Raw genomic sequence first — 18030 nt, 5'->3', positions numbered from 1 at the left:
CATCCTCATGGTCGCCGGCTGGTACGCCTGCCGCACCCGCATCCGCGAAATCGCCGAAACCCGCGACGGCTACACCGGAATGTCCCCGGTCATCGCCAACGCTCCGGCTGAGACCTTCAAGAAGTAACCGCCTGCAACGTCCGACGGCGGCGCCTGGGTTCTGGAACCTACCAGCCCAGGTGCCGCCGTCGGGGTTTAACGGTGGAGTTCTCCGGTCACTTGACCGGCTTGACCACCATCGCCGATCCGCCGCCGCGCCTGACGGGCTCAGCGGCTGCGAGCACGCGCCCGTCCTCCAGGAACTCGATCGCCGTGGCCGCGCCGATTTCCGACGCGGACGAGAACGAGTCGCCGGACGGGGTGAACTCATGCCCGAAGCGCGAGGTCAAGGCAGCGCCGTACTTGTCGATGAAGGCCGGTTCCGCGGTGACCTTCGCGGTGTTCCGCTGCGCGGCGCGGGGAGCGGCGATGGCGTCCGGGATGCTCATGCCCAGGTCGATGCGGTTCACCAGCGTCTGCAGCACGGTGGTGATGATGGTGGAACCGCCCGGAGAGCCCAGGGCCAGGAACGGCTTGCCGTCCTCCAGCAGGATGGTGGGCGACATGGACGACCGCGGGCGCTTGCCGGGCTCGATCCGGTTCGGGTCCGTGGCCTTGTACTCCGTGGAGAAGTCGGTCAGCTCGTTGTTCAGCAGGAACCCGCGGCCGGGCACAACAATGCCGGATCCACCGGTCTGTTCGATGGTGAGCGTGTATTCGACCACGTTGCCCCACTTGTCGGAGACCGTCATGTTGGTGGTGGAGATGTTCTCCGTGTCCTTCTCCTCCGGGAGGGCGGCGGGATCGACCGGGCAGGCGCCGTCATACGACTTCACGTTGCCGGCCGCGACCGGCTTGGTGGCCGCATGGTTGGGATCGAGTTCGCAGGCGCGCTCCTTGCCGAAGATGGGATCTGTCAGGGCCTTCGTGGGAACATCCACGAACGCGGGGTCGCCCACGTACGCTGCCCGGTCCGCGAAGGCCAGGGCGCTGGCCGCCAGGTAGTGGTGAAGGACGGCCGGCTTGTCCTTCTTCAGGGCCGGCAGGTTGAACACGTCCAGGATGTTCAGGGACTCACCCACGGTGGTGCCGCCGCTGCTGGAGGGCGCCATGCCGTAGACGTCGTAACCGCGGTAGTCCACGTGGGTGGGGGCCTGGTCCAGGGCCTTGTAGTTGGCGAGGTCCTTCGTGGTCATGGAACCCACGGGAACGGGCAGTGTGGTGTCCGGGGACTTGGGCGGTTGCTGGACGGTCTTGGCGATCTCTTCGGCGAGGGGGCCGGTGTAGAAAGCGTCCATGCCTTCCTTGGCCAGCAGCTCGTAGGTTTCGGCAAGGTCAGGGTTCTTGAAGACCGAGCCCACTTCCGGGAGTTGGCCGCCCGGAAGGTACAGGTCCTTGGTGGAGGTGAAGGCTGCGAACCGGACCTGGTTGTCCTTGGTCTGGCTGCGGAAGGTATCGTCCACCACGAACCCGCGTTCGGCAACCTCAATGGCAGGTTCCAGCGCCTTCTTCAGGCTGAACTTGCCCCACCGTTCCAATGCCCGCTCCCACGTGGCGGGCGTTCCCGGAACGCCTACCGAGACGCCGCTGGTGACCAGTTCCGGGGTGAAGTTGTACGGCTTGCCGGTGGCGGGATCGATGAAGGCGTCGTGCTTGATGCCGGCGGGCGCGGTCTCCCGGCCGTCGATGGTGCTGACCTTCCCGGACTTCGCGTCGTAGTACACAAAGTAGCCGCCGCCACCGATGCCCGCACTGTACGGCTCGGTCACCCCCAGGGTTGCTGCGGCGGCGACGGCGGCATCCACCGCGTTGCCACCGTGGCTCAGGACGTCGATGGCCGCCGCCGAGGCTTCCGGGTCCACTGTGCTGACCGCACCGCCGTACCCGGTGGCAGTGGGGTCCTTGTCGGTGTGTCGTTCATCAGCCTCATGCTGGTTTGTGGCAAAAGCCGGGCTGATGGCCCCGGTGGTCACGCTCACCGCCAGCGCGGCGGTTACAGCTGCGAGCCGGCGTCCGAAATGTGGCATGGTGGCTCCTAAATGGGGTTCGAGTGATGTGGGCCACGCTACCCTTCAGGTGGGGCACACTCAACGGCCAGCGGTACCCTCCGCGGGAAGGGGTAGACCATGCCAGGATCCAAGCTTGCAGTGGTGGGAGCGGGAAGCGTCGGCACCTCGTTGGCGTACGCCGCCCTGATCCGCGGTTCTGCCAGCAACATCGCCTTGTTCGACGTCAATGCGGCCAAGGCCGAGGCCGAAGCGCTGGACCTCGCCCACGGCAGCCAGTTCGCGGCAGCCTCGGCCTCGGTCACGGGCGGCGGGGACATCGCCGTGACGGAGGGGGCCGACGTCGTCGTCATCACGGCAGGTGCCAAGCAGAACCCCGGCCAAAGCCGCCTGGACCTGGCCGGGACCAACGTCCGCATCCTCGAACAGCTGATGCCGCAACTGCTCGAACGGGCCCCCGGCGCCGTCTACGTGCTGGTGACCAACCCCTGCGACGTCCTCACCGTGGCCGCGCAGCGCATCTCCGGGCTCCCCACCGAACGGATCTTCTCCTCCGGCACCGTCCTGGACACCTCCCGGCTGCGCTGGCTGCTGGCCCGCCGTGCGGGGGTGTCCGTGGCCAGTGTCCACGCCAGCATGGTGGGCGAGCACGGCGACACCGAGTTCCCGCTGTGGTCCGGCGCCACGATCGGCCCCATCCCGATCCGCGACTGGACCGCCGGCGGCGAACGGATCTTCACGCCCGGCTACCTCACGGACACGGCCCGGGAAGTCACCCAGGCCGCGTACAAGGTGATCGCGGGCAAGGGTGCCACCAACTACGCCATCGGCCTCTCCGGCGCCCGGATCGTGGAGGCGCTGCTCCGTGATGACAACGCCGTCCTGCCGGTTTCCACGGTGCTGTCCGGGCAGTACGGGATTTCCGGGGTGGCCCTGTCCCTGCCCAGCATCGTGGGCCGAGGCGGGGTGCACCGGGTCCTGGAGACGCCCATGGACGCCGGGGAACTCGCCGCCCTGCAGCATTCCGCCGACACCCTGCGGAACACGATGGGCACGCTGGGGCTGTAACCGGCCGCGTCATGCAACGCCCCTGCAACCCCTGCCGGGGGCCGGTTCACATATGCTCACCAACAGAAAGCTGTGCCGGCTCAACGAGGAACCAACAGGAGTAACGCATGACCACTTGGCGGATCAGGGACTTCCATTCAGCCGACCTGGACGGGATCCTGCACCTGTGGGAGACCCTCAAGGCGAACAACGTCGAACCCGTCTACGCCCTTTCCGAGGTGCTCGCCTCCTGCGAGAAGGACCACGCGGTGGTGGCGGTGCTGGGCGAGCAGGTGGTGGGTGCCGCCGTCGGCCGCGCTGCGCACGACCAGGGCTGGATCGTCTTCCTGGCCACCCTCCCCGAGTACCGGGGCCGCGGGATCGGCACGTCGCTGCTGGCCGCCGTCGAAAACCGCATGGCACCGCACGGGCTGAACAAGCTTTCGGCCCTGATGCCGGAGTCCGAAACACGGGTGGAGGCGTTCCTGGGCCGGGGGTTCGCACTGAAGAAGAACCTGCGGTACTTCGAGCGCACCATCCCCGTCCAGCGGCAGGAGCTCGGCGCGCTGGGCCAGCTGGGCGGCCGGGTCCTGGCCCGCGACCTGTGGGAGAACGTGGCCGGGATGCGCCGGGAAAAGGAACTGCTCGAACGCAGGCTGGTGCTTCCCCTCGCCGAGGCCGACCTTGCCGACGAGTTCGGCGTGGTGCCGCCGCGCGCCGTCGTGCTCTTCGGCCCGCCCGGGACCGGCAAGACCACCTTCGCCAAGGCGATCGCCTCCCGGCTTGAATGGCCGTTCGTTGAGGTGTTCCCGTCCCGCTTGGCCGCCGATCCCCAGGGCCTGGCCGGTGCGCTGCGCGAAACCTTCCTGGAGATCGCCGAACTGGAACACGCGGTGGTGTTCATCGACGAGGTGGAAGAGATCGCGGCCCAGCGCGCCGGGGATCCGCCGTCGCCGCTGCAGGGCGTCACCAACGAACTGCTGAAGATCATCCCGGCGTTCCGCGAACAGCCCGGCAGGCTGCTGGTGTGCGCCACGAACTTCATCCGCGCCTTGGATTCGGCGTTCCTGCGCCACGGCCGGTTCGACTACGTCATCCCGATCGGCCTGCCGGACCGGCAGGCGCGGGAGGCGATGTGGCAGCGCTTCATTCCGGCCGCGGTGGTGGATGAGGTGGATGTGGAGCTGCTGGTGGAACGCACGGAGGGCTTTTCGCCCGCGGACATTGAGTACGCCGCCCGCAGCGCCTCCCAGCGTGCGCTGGAGAAGGCAGTGTACGACGACGGCGGGCTGGCGTCAGGGGGCGAGGTGTCCGTCCGGGAGGCGGTGCGGAAGGGTCCTTCCACCCAGGATTACCTGGATGCGATCCGCGACACCCGGACCACCGTCAGCGCCGAAGTGCACCAGGACTTCCTCGAGGACATCGACGCCCTGGGCCGCGTCTGACCTTCCGCGGGCAGCACCGGCCCGGAACCGTTCGCGGCCTATTGTTTTCCGTACTTCCGATGGACGGCCTGCTTGCTGACTCCCAGACAGAGGGCGATGGCTTCCCACGACAGCCCGGCATGCCGGGCATTGCGGACCAGCGTGGCCTCGGCCCTGCTGACCTCCTTCTGCAGTTCCGCGACGGCGTACAGCGCTTCCGCCGGGCCCTTGCCGTCCATCGATCCAACCAGCGTCTTCATCCGGTCCACCTCCATGGCGTCAACATTAGTTGACGCCATGGACCACGTCAACGTTTGTTGACGCCCGGCGGATCCCAGATCCACGGTTGCCGCGGCAGCCGGGCCGGGTCGAATGCCGGCAGGGCGTCCGCCAGGGTTCCGGCGGGCAGCCCGAGGGACGCAAGCAGCCGGTCCCGGACCGCCTCCACCGGCACGCCCGCGCCTGCGAGGTCCGTGAGCGTGACCGCGCCGTCGCGCTTGGCCAGCCGCGCGCCGTCGTGGTTGACCACCAGGGGAACATGCGCATACTCCGGAACCGGAACATGCAGCAGGGATGCCAGGTAGGCCTGCCGCGGCGTGGACGGGAGGAGGTCATCGCCGCGGACCACCTGGTCTATGCCCTGTGCGGCATCATCGACCACCACGGCAAGGTTGTAGGCAGTGACGCCGTCGTTCCGCCGCAGCACGAAGTCGTCCACCACACCGGTGAACGGGCCGAGGAGGGCGTCGTGCACCGTAAACCCGTGGACGTCGGCGCGCAGGCGAAGGGCTGCCGGCCTCATGGAACGCTTGAATTCCAGTTCTGCAGGGTCAAGGTTGCGGCACGTTCCGGGGTAGGCGCCCTGGGGCGCATGCGGGGCCGACGCCGCCTCCTGGATCTCACGCCGGGTGCAGAAGCACTCGTAGGTGAGTCCGGCCTCTTCCAGCCGCGTGATCGCGGCCGCGTAGAGCCCGCCGCGGTCCGTCTGCCGGACCGGCCCGCCGTCCCAGGTCACGCCGATGGCCCGCAGGTCGCGAAGCTGCCCGGCTTCCGCCCCTTCGCGGGCGCGGTCCAGGTCCTCGACCCGGAGCAGGAAGGCCCGGCCGGTGGAGCGAGCGAAGAGCCACGCCAGCATGGCGGTGCGCAGGTTCCCGACGTGCAGCTCCCCGGAGGGACTGGGGGCGAAGCGGCCGGCAGGGGTCATTCCTCCACCTTAGGCGGAACAACACAAGGGCCCCTCAGCTACCGATGACTTCCGTCAAATTCCGACGTCGGTAGTTCAGGGGCCCTTGCCATGTGGTGTGGCATGACGATGCGTGAACAAGAGTCAACCAGCGGCGCCTCCTTGCGGGAGGGGGATGCAGCGTCCGGGTGGTGTACCGGAAGGCCTGTAGCCGGCGGGGAAGGCGGTGGCCCTTCCCGGTTGCCAACATTTGAGCAGGGTTACTACAGTTGGTGCAACCGGCCGGGCTTGGACTGGTCAGTTTGACTATTCCATGCCGCTTTCTTCGACGGGGACTGATCACTTTGCAGACACTGGACGCAACGGACAAGCGGATCCTCCGGGCCTTGGATGAGGACCCGCGGGTTCCCATCATGGTGCTGGCGCAGCGGCTGGGGCTGGCCCGCGGGACCGTCCAGTCACGGCTGGAACGGATGACGGCGGCCGGAGCGCTGCGGCCGAACAGCAGCAGGGTCCTTCCCGCGGCGCTGGGCCGCGGCGTGGCGGCCTCCGTGAGCGCGGAGCTGGACCAAAGCCACCTCAACGAGGCTATTGCCGCGCTCCGGGAAATCCCCGAAGTCCTGGAATGCCATGCGCCGGCCGGTGACACGGACCTGCTGATCCGGGTGGTGGCCACCAGCCCCGACAACCTCTACCGGGTTTCCGAAGAGATCCGGCTGTGCCCGGGGATCGTGCGGACGTCCACCAGCATGTTCCTGCGCGAGGTAATCCCCTACCGGACCACGGGGCTGCTCCGCGACCAGGCGGACTGACAGGGCTGGGCAGCTCTCCCCATCGCCGATGCCGGCCGCCCCCGCTAGGCTGGCACGGGAGATCCTAACGGGGGGAAGCACATGGCGGGGAATTTTTACGGCAGCGACGTGGCCCAGCTCCGGCAGCTCGCCAAGGAACTGGCCGGCAGCGCCAACCGGCTGAACGCCTTGGGACAGCAGCTCAGCAGCAGCATCAGTTCGGGGCTGTGGAAAGGGCGCGACGCCGACAGGTTCCGCAGCGAGTGGACCTCATCGCACGCCAAGCTGCTCAGGTCGGCCACGGCCGGACTGGAGACGGCGTCCAAGGCGCTGCTGGCGAACGCGGACGAGCAGGAGAAGGCCAGCACCGGAAGTGCCGGCGGCGGAACAGGCGGGCACGGCACGGGCGGACCGGATTCCAGTGGCTCCGGCGGCACGGCCCAGGACCTCACCGACACCCTGGCCGCCATGACCCCGGCTGAACGCCTCCAGTACCTGCAGAGCGACGCGTTCAAACAGTGGGCACTTGACCACCCCGACGCCGCCAAGGCCGCCATGGATGCAGCAGCCGACTCCGGCCTGATCGATAAGAAATCCCGGGTGTACGCGGATTTCCTGGGCTCCTACTGGAACAACCAGGCTATGCAGGAGATGGGCATCGACCTCTCGGACTGGGACACCGCCAAGGGCACCGAATACAACTGGGACACCATCCGCAGCGTGTACGACTTCTACGGCCAGGCCTACCTTGCCAACCCGGACCTGCAGTGGGCGGGCATGGCCAACATGATCGGTCCGTCGTTCGCCGGCGGCTTCAAGGACATGGCCATGCTCCGGGACCTGGCCCAGCAGATCGTGGACAACCCTGCCTCGGACATCCCCCTCCCGGCTTTGGACCAGCTGGAGCAGCTCGCCGGCATGACCGACCAGGAGATCCGCTACTACGAAACCCGCATGCTGGACATGAACAAGGAAATCTTCCTTGACCAGGCGCGCCAGCACCAGGCGTACCTGACCGGCGGCATCGACGAGATCAACCGGCTCCGCGACTCCGGCGCCATCGATCCGGACACCGCGCGGGCATGGGCCGACATCGACTCGGGAGACCCCGCCCGCGTCCAGGAGGGCAACACCGTACTGCTGTACCGGGAGCAGAACGACATCATCGCCGACGACTACGACGCCATGCGCAGCCACCCCGGCGGCGAAGCCGTCACCTACATGGTGACGCTCGCCGGCGAGCCCTCCATCCCCGGTGCAAAGAGCTACCCGGAGGTGTTCCCGTACAGCTTCAGCGTCGAAAGCCCGGGGCCGGAGAACATCCCCTTCACCTCCTGGGACAACCCGGCGCAGTTCCGCACCGATTTCACTACTGGATTCCCGGATGGCAACATCGCCAACGCGGACCAGCGCTGGGAACTGATCCGGCAGGATACGCTGCCGGCCTACCAGCACCTGCTGGCCACCGATCCGGACCGCGCCGCGCAGATCATCGGCTCGGACTTTGACGGCCGGGTGGACCAGTACCGGCCCACCAACAACATTCCGCAGATCATGGACCGGTTCCTCGACGGGTTCGACGCGGAGGTCCACCAGTGAGCGCACCACGCAGCACGGCCGCCATTGCCGTCCTGGCAGCGCTTGCCCTGGGCGCGTGCACGCCTGCCGCCCCCACGCCCGCCACCCCGACCCCAGCCACCCCACCTTCCGCAGGGAGCACCGTGAAAACTTCCGAATTTTCCACCCTTGACGCCGCCGGCGTGGACGCCATCCGGGACAGCATGGCCGCACGGCTGGACATGAGGTCCGGCACGCTGCAGAAGGCGGCCGTCAGGCTGACCGATGACAGTTTCGGCCCCGAAATCAACACGCGGGACGCCGGGAAGATCTCGTTGACCATCGCCGGCCCGTCCGGTGAGATCCATGGCGAAACGGACCGGATCCGGTTCAACACCACGCAGTCGCGTCCGGACTTCCGGGAGGTGACCTACTTCCTGACGGCCGGGTCGCTGGAGGAGTACGTCGGCCTCATCCGGGACGGCGTGGCAAAGTACGGCATCGACGCAGCGTCGGCCGAGGGATGGATCAGCAGCGTCCAGGGCGACCCCGGCACGAAGAGCGACTTCTCCATCACCTCCGGAACCAGCACGGGGCTTGAGGTGAACTACGACCTCCGGTACGACGGCAGCAAGGAAACCCAGGTGATCATTGTGCACGTCCACCCGCTGGCGTAACCGCCCTGCGGTGCCTGCGGCGCCCCTGCAGCGAACCTAGACCGGCGGCCCGGCGTTGGACTTCAGGTTCTTCATCACCAGCGTGGACGTCAACCGCTCCACCCCGGGCAGCGACGTCAGCTCGGTATCGTAAAACCGCTGGTACGCCGGCAGGTCGGCGGCAATGACCTTCAGGAGGTAGTCGGGCGAACCGAACAGCCGCTGCGCCTCGACGATGTTCGGGTTGCCCGCCACCCGGTCCTCGAAGATCTCCATCGTGGGTCGGTCCACCTGCCGGAGCGTGACGAAAACGATGGCTTCGAAGCCGAGGCCGATGGCGCCCGGATCGACGTCCGCCCGGTATCCCCGGATGACGCCCGACTGTTCCAGGTCACGCAGCCGGCGGTGGCATGGTGCCACGGTCAGGCCCACCTTGGCGGCCAGCGCGGTGGCAGTCATCCTGCCGTCCTCCTGCAGGTGCCGCAAAATACTTCTGTCAATTGCATCTATCACGCAATAAACATACTGCTCCGCCCGTGAGGCGGGCGAAAACTGGACAGCACTTTTGGCCGGATTCTCCCTATGGTTGCTCCTGTAACGGACGTAGACAGGAGAATCGCATGAATCCGGAGCTGTTCCTGGCCTTTATCGTGGTGGCTGCCGCCCTGGCCTGCACCCCCGGAGTCGACTGGGCCTACACCATTGCGGCCGGGCTCCGGCAGCGCAGCTTCGTGCCCGCCGTGGCCGGGCTCTGCGGCGGCTATGTCCTGCATACGGTGCTGCTGGTGGCGGGGCTGGCGGCCCTGCTGTCGGGGATGCCGGGCGTCCTGGCCTGGATCACGCTGGCCGGCGCGGGCTACCTGCTGTGGCTCGGCGTCGGTACGCTGCGGACCTGGCGCGAAGCCAGTTTCAGCGCGGCGGCGGCTGCCGGGGCGGGAACCCAGGTGCGGACCTTCCTGCAGGGCATGGGTACCAGCGGCATCAACCCCAAGGGGCTGCTCTTCTACGTGGCGCTCATTCCGCAGTTCGTCAGCGCCGATGCGGCCCTCCCCGTTCCCGTGCAGTCCGGCCTGCTGGGCCTGACCTTCGTGGCACTGGCCGGCCTGGTCTACACGGTGGTGGCGCTGCTCTCCCGGAGCCTGCTGCAGAGCCGGCCGGGCGCTGCCCGGGTGGTGACACTCGCCAGCGGCGTCATCATGGTGGCCCTGGGCGCGGTGCTGCTGGGTGAGCAGCTGGTGCCGCTGCTGGGCGCGCTGATCTAGCCGTCGCTGAGCTTCTTCCAGTCCTGCTCCCAGATCCGGCGCATCTCCTCGTCCTTGCGGATGGGCGACGGCGCTTCGAGCTCCCGCTGCGGTTCCGGGTCCTCCCGCCGGCGTCCCCAGTCACGCGGGTTCAGCGACCGGCGGCTGGACTCGAGCACCAGCAGCGCGCGGTCCGTCAGGGCGTCGTTGCGGAGGGCGAGGTGTGTCTTACGGCGGCGCAGCACCTCGGCGAGGGCCTGGTGCGCCGTGTCGAGCCGGCCTTCCCTGCGCAGGGCGCGGGCGCGGACCAGCAGCAGGGCGGCGGAAAGGTCATCGGCGTTCAGCAGCCCTTCCGTCCAGTCGATCACCGTCCTGCTGCGGCCCAAGGTGAGCGCCAGGGAACAGCGCGCCAGTGCCATGGGGAGCGACGGCGGCAACCCGCCCAGTGCCTCCAGCGCCGCTTCCGTGCGCCCGGTTTCGCGCAGCGAGTGGGCAAGTGCCAGGAACACGGATTCCTCACTGAAGAGCACCGGGATTTCCACCCGCTCCGCCAGCTCAATGCGCGTAACGATCCGGGTGAGGTAGGTGGAGGAGTAGCGGTTGGCGTCCTCGTCGTTCCGCGTGGTGAGCCCGCGCTGCAGGAGTTCAGAAGCGCGCAGGTAGCCCCCGTGCTTGTACACGAGCAGCCCGGCCATGAGGTAGCAGAGCCCGGCCCAGCCGGGATAGGCGCGCGCCAGGGTGATCAGCCGCTCGGGTTCGCGGCTGGTGAAGACGGCCTCGTGGACGGCTTTGGCCGGCTTGGGCAGGAGCCGCTTGAGCCGCGGCACTTCGCCGTCGATGGACAGCAGCGCCGGATTGCGGCCACCCAGCACCCCCGTCAGCAGGCCGCCCACTCCGCCGGCAAGGTCGTGGACCGGCGTGCGCAGCCGGGCCGGCCCGAACGGCGTGAGGTCCCGGCTGTCCCAAAAGATCGGTGCGGTGTCCCCGGGGGTCATCACTCCATGCTAGCGGGGACGCCGGCTCACTTCCGAGCCATGAACCATTCGGTGAAATTCCTTGCCCGGCCGGACGCATCGAAGCGGATGACCCACAGGTTGTCGTAGGTGGGCTGGCCGCCCGAATAGGTGGTGGTGCCCTGGACAAAGGCGGTGTCGCCGTCGGCCCCGAGCAGCTCCCAGCTGAAGGTCCAGTCGGCGGGCTCATCGCGGGCCGCCAGCCAGCCTGCGACTATTCCGTCCTGGCCCATCCACGGATCGGGGTCGTGCGGCCGCGTTTCGTAGAGCGCGTCCGCGGTGAACAGGGCGCGGATGTCGCCGGGGTCGTTGCTGGTCCAGGCCGCCTGGTATTTTTCCATCCACGCATCGACAAGGTCACGGGCTGCAGGCTGGGTCATACTGCGGTTTTACCCGCGCGGAACCGCCGGCGCAACGGGTTCAGCCGTTGGCTGCAGCTATCCACACGCCGATGACCCAGGTGCTCGCCGCCAGGCAGGCCAGCCCGAACTCGGCGAGCATGCCCACGCCGGTGGCTTTCAGGGCCGCCCAGCTGGACCGCGCCGGGGTCGAAAGATTCCTTGTGCGGAGGAATTCGCTGGCCAGCAGGCCGGCGGCAAAGCCGGCAAAGAGCCCCACCACCGGGATGACGAACATTCCCACCGCCCCTGCCGCGAGGGCCACCGCGATGCTGCGGCTGGGAATCGCGTGCTGCCTGAGTTTCCTGCCGGTGAGGACGGCACTGGCCGCCATGCCCGCGGCCACGAAGACCATGGCCACCGCGAAAACCACCCATCCTGCTGTCCCGGCCCCGCCCCAGATCGCCCACGCCAGCAGGCTGACACCGATCAGGACGCTTCCCGGCAGGACGGGAATGATGGTGCCCGCCACGCCCACCAGGATTGCCAGGCCGCACAGGATGGTCACCACGGTCTCGGAGCTCATGGCCCCAGTCTAGGGGCACGGTTTTGAGGCCCTGCCTTGGGGGGAACGCACGACGCCGGCGCCGCCTTTTCGAGAAAGGTGGCGCCGGCGTCGTGGTTGTGGACCGGTGGCAGCTACTGCGCTTCGACCGCCGCGGCAACCGCGGCGGTGACAGCCGGGGCAACCCGCGGATCCAGCGGGCTGGGCACGATGTAGTCGGCGGCAAGGTCCTCGGCTGCCAGGTCGGCGATGGCCTTGGCGGCGGCCAGCTTCATGGCCGGGGTGATCCGGCGGGCCCCGGCGTCGAGCGCCCCGCGGAAGATGCCGGGGAACGCCAGGACGTTGTTGATCTGGTTGGGGAAGTCGCTGCGGCCGGTGGCCACGACGGCGGCGTACTTAACGGCAACCTCGGGCAGGACTTCGGGGTCCGGGTTGGACAGGGCGAACACGATGGCGTCCTGGTTCATCAGGGCCAGGTGTGCCTCATCGAGCTTGGAGGAGGAGACGCCGATGAAGACGTCGGCTCCGGCCAGCGCCTCGGCAGGTCCGCCGGTGACGCCGCGCGGGTTGCTGCGGCCGGCGATGTCGGCCTTCTTGCTGGTGGCGTCGGCCGCGAGGTCGGGGCGGCCGCTGTTGATGACACCACGGGAATCGAGCAGGACGACGTCGCCGATGCCGGCGGCCAGCAGGATTTCGGCGACGGCGATGCCGGCGGCGCCTGCACCGGAAACGACGACCTTAAGGCCTTCGAGCCCGCGGCCGGTCACCTTGGCGGCGTTGGTCAGCGCGGCAAGGGCCACGACGGCGGTACCGTGCTGGTCGTCGTGCATGACGGGGCAGTCGAGCGCTTCGATCAGCTTTTCCTCAAGCTCGAAGCAGCGGGGGGCGGAGATGTCTTCGAGGTTGACGGCACCGAAGCTGGGGCGCAGCCGGACCAGGGTCTCCACGATCTCATCCACGTCCGTGGTGTTCAGGACCAGCGGGATGGAGTCGAGGTCGCCGAAGGTCTTGAAGAGCGCGGACTTGCCTTCCATGACGGGCAGCGAGGCGCTGGGTCCGATGTTGCCCAGGCCCAGGACGGCGGTGCCGTCGCTGACCACGACCACCAGGCGCTCGGCCCACGTCAGGGTGCGGGCGAGTTCGGGCTTGTTATGGATGGCGCGGCTGACTTCGGCAACACCCGGCGTGTAGGCGATGGACAGGTCGCGCTTGTTGGACAGCGGAACGGTGGTGCCAACGAAAAGCTTGCCGCCCTGGTGGGCGCCGAAGATCTCGTCTTCGGTCAGCGCGGTTGCGGCGGAATTGTCGGTGGTGATTGCGTCAATGGACACGTCGTTGTCTCCTGGTGCTCGCCGTGGGCGCACGGCTTCGTGGGGCCGGGACCCGGACGGGCCCGGCATGGGAACTGGTGCGACAGGAAACCCATGGGTGGCGGGTCCGTGGGAACGCCGGGGATGTTCACTCCCTGCTGCTCCGATGGGTCCATGCTAGGCAAGCCCGGGCGGCGCGCTTGACCGCAAACGACGCACAAGCACGGTGACAAAACGATTATCCAGCAAACATAGTGATGCAGGTCACGGCATTATGGCCGATTTAATAGCTGATTGGTCTAGGCCGGTTACGCGCTTTTGGTGAGTGTTAACCCGGATTCCGCCTCCGGGGAGAGCCGTGCGCACGCTTTTTTGAGGTCTTCCTCCGCCTCGAAGAGGGAAAGCCTGCGGTTCCGGACGGACTGGACCAGACCAGTGACCGTCAAAAGCAGCACGCGCGCCCCCACCTCATCGCCGCTGGCGCCGCAGACGAGTTTTTCGCTGAGCGCGTCGATTTCGCGCAGGAGATCCGTGGTGTCCCGGTCCGGAAGGTAGACGCCACGGCTCAGGCACTGTTCCACTGCCGGCTGCATCACCCGCATGTGGAAGATCTCCATCAGCAGGCCGGACAGGGCCCGGCCACGGAAACGCGCCGACGACCCCGGGGCGCCGCCCTGCAGTTCGTCGAGCTGGTGCCGGTACAGGGCGAGCATCAGGTGGGTGGGCGAGGGAAAGTAGCGGTACAGGGTGCCCAGCGGCACGTCCGCCTTTTCTGCGACAGCGGACAACTCCACCGAATCAAGCCCCTTGCGGGCGAAGCCCGCCGCAGTGTCGAGGATCCGCGCATACCGGAGGCGCTGGCGGGGAGCGGAAGGCCTGGCGGCCATGGGCGGATGATCTGAAAAAGTCTCGGGCATCAGCATTCCGGGGTTGTCTGGTAGGGGCCTGCTGCCTGGAGCGCCCCCATCCATACCGCCCTGCAGTCCGCCTCAACTATACGTCACCACCCGCGGCCGCATCAGTCAGCAGCCTTACCGTTCGAGGGCTGGGCGCGTCAGTCCACGCCCTTGATTTTGACGACGAAAACGGCTCCCAGCAGCCCGATGACGGCCGCGGTGGTGAACAGGGTTCCGTACCCGCCGAATTGCGTCACCGCGAGGAAAGCGAGGCCCGTCGCGAACACTTGCGGCAGCGAAGCGGCCACGTTAATGACCCCCATATCCTTGCCACGGTCCGCGGCCTGCGGGAGCACCTGCGTCAGCAGGGCGAAGTCAACGGCCTGGTACGCGCCGTAACCGACGCCCAGGATGCCGGCCCCAATCAGGGCGCCGGTCCACACGGGGAAAAGCGCCATGGTGAGGCCTGCCATGGCGATCATGGCGGAGGAGGCAATCACGAATGGCTTGCGCTTGCCCACCCGGTCGCTCCACGGCCCCGCGATCACCGCAGTAATCATCACCAACACCGCATAAATGCCGGTAAGGATCAGGACCCCCAGCGCCGGGTTCTCATGCTTGATGACGTCCGTGAGGAAGAAGATCAGGTACACAATGGTCAGCTGGTTGCAGACGTTGACCAGGAAGCGGGTGAGCCACGCCCACGCGAAGTCCGGATGGCGCGCCGGGCTGATCCAGAAGCCGCGGAGGAAACTGCCCCACGAGAACGGCGGGCGCAGCTCCCTGGGCAGCGGCGGGTCGTTCCGGTGGAACAGGTACGGCAGCACGGAGAACAGCAGGGCAGCCGCACACATGGTGTATCCCACCATGAAGTTCCCGGAAACCACCGCCCCGAAGACCGCGCCCAGAAGGATCCCAACCGTCTGGCCCAGGGCCGCCAGTCCCCCCACCCCGCCGCGCTGCAGCACCGGCACGCGGTCCGGAATGGCGGCGGTGATGGCCGCGTAGGCCGCGTTGGCGCCCAGCTGGACCAGGCACCAGAACAGCACCATCAGGGCAACAGCCGTGGCCCCGGACAATGCCAGCAACGCTGCCGTGGCCAGGATGGCACCCGTCAGGACCCAGGGGGAACGCCGGCCAAAACCCGAGGCGGTCCTGTCGGACAGCGCACCGAAGAGCGGATTGGCAACCAGGGATACGGCGGCCCCGCACCCAAGTACGAGGGAGGCAATGGCTTCCTTGTTGGCTTCGTCGATGCCGGTGGCCTGCTGGGCGATAAAGATGTTGATGGGCCCGAAGAACGCGGCATTGATGCCCACGTTGACCAGCACCAGCCCTGTGACCCAGCGCGCGGTGACCTTCTGCGCCGGTTCGGCGAGCGCCGCCGTCGTGGCCCGCGGAAGGTCCGGCGGGACCGGAGTGTTGGACAGGCTCATATCTTGTTCCCCCCGGCAGGTGCTGATGCTGGAAATCAGACTATCGTGGGCCTTGCCCGGCGTCTGTGCCGCATGCGGGCGGGATTTGCCGGTGCGGTACACCGAGGCTCGAAGGAGAACCACATGACTGCTGCTTCCACCCCTGCCGTGAACACCGCGGACCTGTACGACGAGCGCGGCGACGAGCTGGCCTCCGTGGCCCTGCAGTTCCAGTCCCTGGGCGGCCGGACGCACTTCAGCGGGCCGGTGCGGACCATCCGCTGCTTCCAGGACAACGCGCTGGTGAAGTCCACGCTGGCCACCCAGGGCCAGGGCAGCGTGCTGGTGGTGGACGGCGGCGGATCGCTGGGCACAGCCCTGATGGGGGACATGATTGCCGAAAGCGCCGTCGCCAACGGCTGGGCCGGCGTCGTCATCAACGGCGCCATCCGCGACCGCGAGGCCCTCGCGCGGCTGGACCTCGGCGTGAAAGCGCTGGGCAGCAACCCGAAGAAGAGCCTGAAGGCCGGCGCGGGCGAGGTTGACGTGGACGTCGTCATCGACGGCGTGACGTTCCGTCCCGGGGCCACCGTCTGGTGCGACCCGGACGGCATCCTGGTGGAGCCGTAGGAAAAAGTTTGCGGGGAGGGGAATAGAAAGAGCGGGTAAGATAGTTACTGAAAGCAACTATCGCTGCTTAAATCCTTTTCTTCCCCTTGGAGCACCCATGTCCACTGCCCCTGCCGCGCACGGTCCCGGAGAAGCCCTGACGCAACGCCAGATTGTCACCGTCATGGTGGGCCTGATGCTGGGCATGTTCCTGGCATCCCTCGACCAGACGATCGTCTCCACGTCCATCTACACCATCGCCAATGACCTGGACGGGCTATCACTCCAGGCCTGGGCCACCACCGCCTACCTGATTACCTCCACCGTCAGCACACCGCTCTACGGCAAGCTCAGCGACATCTTCGGCCGCCGCCCGCTGTACCTGACGGCCATCGCCATCTTCCTGGCGGGCTCCCTGTACGCCGGTTCGGTGCACTCGATGACTGAGCTGGCGGTGGCCCGCGGCGTGCAGGGCCTGGGCGCCGGCGGCCTGCTGGCCCTGGCGCTGACCATCATCGGCGACATAGTCTCGCTCAAGGACCGTGCCAAGTTCCAGGGCTATTTCATGTCTGTCTTCGGCATTTCCTCGGTGCTGGGCCCGGTGGTGGGCGGCGCCTTCGCCGGCTCGGAGAACATCCTGGGCTTTGACGGCTGGCGCTGGGTGTTCTTCATCAACCTTCCCATCGGCCTTGCAGCCCTGGTGGTGGTGTTCCTGTTCCTGCACCTGCCGGCCAAGCACCTGAAGCAGAAGATCGATTACTGGGGCGCCGCCGCCATCACCGTGGCCATCGTCCCGCTCCTGCTGGTGGCCGAGCAGGGCCGCGCCTGGGGCTGGACGTCCCCGAACTCCTTCCTCTGCTACGGCCTCGGCCTGGTGGGCATCGCCTGGTTCCTGCTCGCCGAGAAGCGCGCCGGCGACTACGCCCTGATCCCCCTGCGTCTCTTCCACAACATCACATTCGGGCTGTCCTCCCTGCTGAACTTCATCATCGGCATCGGCATGTTCGGCGCGATCGCCATGCTTCCCATGTACCTCCAGCTGGTGAAGGGCCTCACCCCCACCGAGGCCGGCCTGATGATGATCACCTTCACCGTGGGCATCCTGTCCGGCTCCATCACCGCGGGCCGCACCATCTCCGCATCCGGCACGTTCCGGATCTTCCCCATCATGGGCACCGGCATCCTCACCGCCGCCGCCGTGGTGATGGGCCTGTCCCTGCAGGTGGACACCGCCCTGTGGGTTCCCGGGCTCATCGCCGTCTTCTTCGGCGTCGGGCTGGGTTTCTGCATGCAGCCGCTCACCCTGGCCATGCAGACCTCGGTTCCGCCGCGCGACATGGGCGTTGGAACGTCCTCCGCCGCGTTCTTCCGTTCCATGGGCGGTGCAGTGGGTACGGCGGTGTTCATCTCCATGCTCTTCAGCCTTGCCGCCAACCGGATCGCGGACGGCATGAAGGCTGCAACGTCGGATCCGGCCTACCTCGCCGTCCTGAAGGATCCCGCCGTGGCGTCGGATCCGGCCAACGCCAAGCTGTACGACTTCTTCAGGAACGGGGCGTCCAACGATTCCCTGAACGACACCAGCTGGCTGCACACGGCCAACAGCACGCTGACCCGGCCCATCACCGAAGGGTTCGCCGGTGCCATCGACACCGTGATGCTCACCGCCGCGGTGCTGACCGGCCTGGCATTCCTCATCAGCTTTGCCCTGCCGCGCAAGAAGCTGACCGACCAGAAACCCTCGCCGGAGGCCGCAGCCGCGGCAGCCCACTAGGAACCCGCTTTCCTTACCGGACACAAACGGGAGGCAGCCTTATGGCTGCCTCCCGTTTCTGCGCCTGCACCCTCGGCGGCCGAGTACGCAAAGTGGAAGCTCGCGCCGTGACGTGCCACACTGTTTAGCGCGTGTGCGCCGGCCCTTCTTGCCGGTACCGCAGCCG

The 18030-nt window shown here is 67.6% G+C and carries 18 protein-coding genes; 8 read left to right on the top strand and 10 right to left on the bottom strand.

Annotation, left to right across the window (positions count from 1 at the left end; all coding sequences use genetic code 11):
- Positions 1 to 215: 215 nt before the first annotated feature.
- Positions 216 to 2066 (bottom strand): gamma-glutamyltransferase, encoded by a 1851-nt coding sequence (gene ggt / locus ACYSM9_RS04775; protein WP_461855853.1) that lies wholly within the window; start codon positions 2064 to 2066, stop codon positions 216 to 218.
- Between the two features lie 99 nt (positions 2067 to 2165).
- Here ggt and ACYSM9_RS04770 point away from each other — a divergent pair, with 99 nt between their 5' ends.
- Positions 2166 to 3113, top strand: coding sequence for an L-lactate dehydrogenase (locus ACYSM9_RS04770; RefSeq protein WP_461855852.1), 948 nt, complete (start codon positions 2166 to 2168; stop codon positions 3111 to 3113).
- A gap of 107 nt (positions 3114 to 3220) precedes the next feature.
- Positions 3221 to 4537, top strand: a complete 1317-nt coding sequence (locus tag ACYSM9_RS04765) for an ATP-binding protein (protein WP_461855851.1) — start codon at positions 3221 to 3223, stop codon at positions 4535 to 4537.
- 38 nt (positions 4538 to 4575) lie between these two features.
- On the opposite strand, the gene ACYSM9_RS04760 is transcribed toward ACYSM9_RS04765, so the two are convergent.
- Positions 4576 to 4791, bottom strand: coding sequence for an AsnC family protein (locus tag ACYSM9_RS04760; protein ID WP_461855861.1), 216 nt, complete (start codon positions 4789 to 4791; stop codon positions 4576 to 4578).
- Positions 4792 to 4823: 32 nt separating this feature from the next.
- Positions 4824 to 5720, bottom strand: coding sequence for a tRNA glutamyl-Q(34) synthetase GluQRS (gene gluQRS, locus ACYSM9_RS04755; protein WP_461855850.1), 897 nt, complete (start codon positions 5718 to 5720; stop codon positions 4824 to 4826).
- A gap of 323 nt (positions 5721 to 6043) precedes the next feature.
- Here gluQRS and ACYSM9_RS04750 point away from each other — a divergent pair, with 323 nt between their 5' ends.
- From ACYSM9_RS04750 to ACYSM9_RS04740, 3 genes are all read left to right on the top strand, one after another.
- Positions 6044 to 6511, top strand: coding sequence for an Lrp/AsnC family transcriptional regulator (locus ACYSM9_RS04750; protein WP_461855849.1), 468 nt, complete (start codon positions 6044 to 6046; stop codon positions 6509 to 6511).
- An 81-nt stretch (positions 6512 to 6592) separates the two neighbouring features.
- Entirely contained in the window at positions 6593 to 8089 is a 1497-nt protein-coding gene (locus ACYSM9_RS04745; protein ID WP_461855848.1) for a WXG100 family type VII secretion target, read from the top strand.
- Positions 8086 to 8724, top strand: coding sequence for a hypothetical protein (locus tag ACYSM9_RS04740; RefSeq protein ID WP_461855847.1), 639 nt, complete (start codon positions 8086 to 8088; stop codon positions 8722 to 8724). The genes ACYSM9_RS04745 and ACYSM9_RS04740 overlap by 4 nt, the downstream gene beginning before the upstream one ends.
- Positions 8725 to 8760: 36 nt before the next feature.
- Here the strand turns inward: ACYSM9_RS04740 and ACYSM9_RS04735 are convergent, their stop codons facing one another.
- Positions 8761 to 9216, bottom strand: a complete 456-nt coding sequence (locus ACYSM9_RS04735; protein ID WP_461855846.1) for an Lrp/AsnC family transcriptional regulator — start codon at positions 9214 to 9216, stop codon at positions 8761 to 8763.
- Between the two features lie 107 nt (positions 9217 to 9323).
- Here ACYSM9_RS04735 and ACYSM9_RS04730 point away from each other — a divergent pair, with 107 nt between their 5' ends.
- The gene (locus ACYSM9_RS04730) at positions 9324 to 9965 is read left to right on the top strand and encodes a LysE family translocator (protein ID WP_461855845.1); all 642 of its coding nucleotides are present in this window, start codon (positions 9324 to 9326) and stop codon (positions 9963 to 9965) included.
- On the opposite strand, the gene ACYSM9_RS04725 is transcribed toward ACYSM9_RS04730, so the two are convergent.
- From ACYSM9_RS04725 to ACYSM9_RS04700, 6 genes are all read right to left on the bottom strand, one after another.
- On the bottom strand, positions 9962 to 10939 hold the full coding sequence (locus tag ACYSM9_RS04725) for a hypothetical protein (protein WP_461855844.1): 978 nt from the start codon (positions 10937 to 10939) through the stop codon (positions 9962 to 9964). The genes ACYSM9_RS04730 and ACYSM9_RS04725 overlap by 4 nt on opposite strands.
- 26 nt (positions 10940 to 10965) lie before the next feature.
- Positions 10966 to 11337 carry a nuclear transport factor 2 family protein gene (locus ACYSM9_RS04720; RefSeq protein WP_461855843.1) on the bottom strand — a complete coding sequence of 124 codons (372 nt, stop codon included), beginning with the start codon at positions 11335 to 11337 and terminating at the stop codon, positions 10966 to 10968.
- 40 nt (positions 11338 to 11377) lie between these two features.
- Positions 11378 to 11881 carry a DUF456 domain-containing protein gene (locus tag ACYSM9_RS04715; protein WP_461855842.1) on the bottom strand — a complete coding sequence of 168 codons (504 nt, stop codon included), beginning with the start codon at positions 11879 to 11881 and terminating at the stop codon, positions 11378 to 11380.
- Between the two features lie 113 nt (positions 11882 to 11994).
- Positions 11995 to 13191 carry an NAD(P)-dependent malic enzyme gene (locus ACYSM9_RS04710; protein WP_461855841.1) on the bottom strand — a complete coding sequence of 399 codons (1197 nt, stop codon included), beginning with the start codon at positions 13189 to 13191 and terminating at the stop codon, positions 11995 to 11997.
- Positions 13192 to 13478: 287 nt separating this feature from the next.
- The gene (locus ACYSM9_RS04705; RefSeq protein ID WP_461855840.1) at positions 13479 to 14087 is read right to left on the bottom strand and encodes a TetR/AcrR family transcriptional regulator; all 609 of its coding nucleotides are present in this window, start codon (positions 14085 to 14087) and stop codon (positions 13479 to 13481) included.
- A 137-nt stretch (positions 14088 to 14224) separates the two neighbouring features.
- Positions 14225 to 15502 (bottom strand): MFS transporter, encoded by a 1278-nt coding sequence (locus ACYSM9_RS04700; RefSeq protein ID WP_461855839.1) that lies wholly within the window; start codon positions 15500 to 15502, stop codon positions 14225 to 14227.
- Between the two features lie 123 nt (positions 15503 to 15625).
- Here ACYSM9_RS04700 and rraA point away from each other — a divergent pair, with 123 nt between their 5' ends.
- Together rraA and ACYSM9_RS04690 are read left to right on the top strand one after the other, a co-directional pair.
- A complete protein-coding gene (rraA, locus tag ACYSM9_RS04695; protein ID WP_461855838.1) occupies positions 15626 to 16111 on the top strand; it encodes a ribonuclease E activity regulator RraA in 486 nt (161 codons plus the stop codon).
- A 97-nt stretch (positions 16112 to 16208) separates the two neighbouring features.
- Positions 16209 to 17864, top strand: coding sequence for an MDR family MFS transporter (locus ACYSM9_RS04690; RefSeq protein ID WP_461855837.1), 1656 nt, complete (start codon positions 16209 to 16211; stop codon positions 17862 to 17864).
- Positions 17865 to 18030 lie beyond the last annotated feature (166 nt).

The organism is Arthrobacter sp. C152 (assembly GCF_054890965.1).
This window is presented reverse-complemented; position numbering and strand designations above follow the sequence as displayed.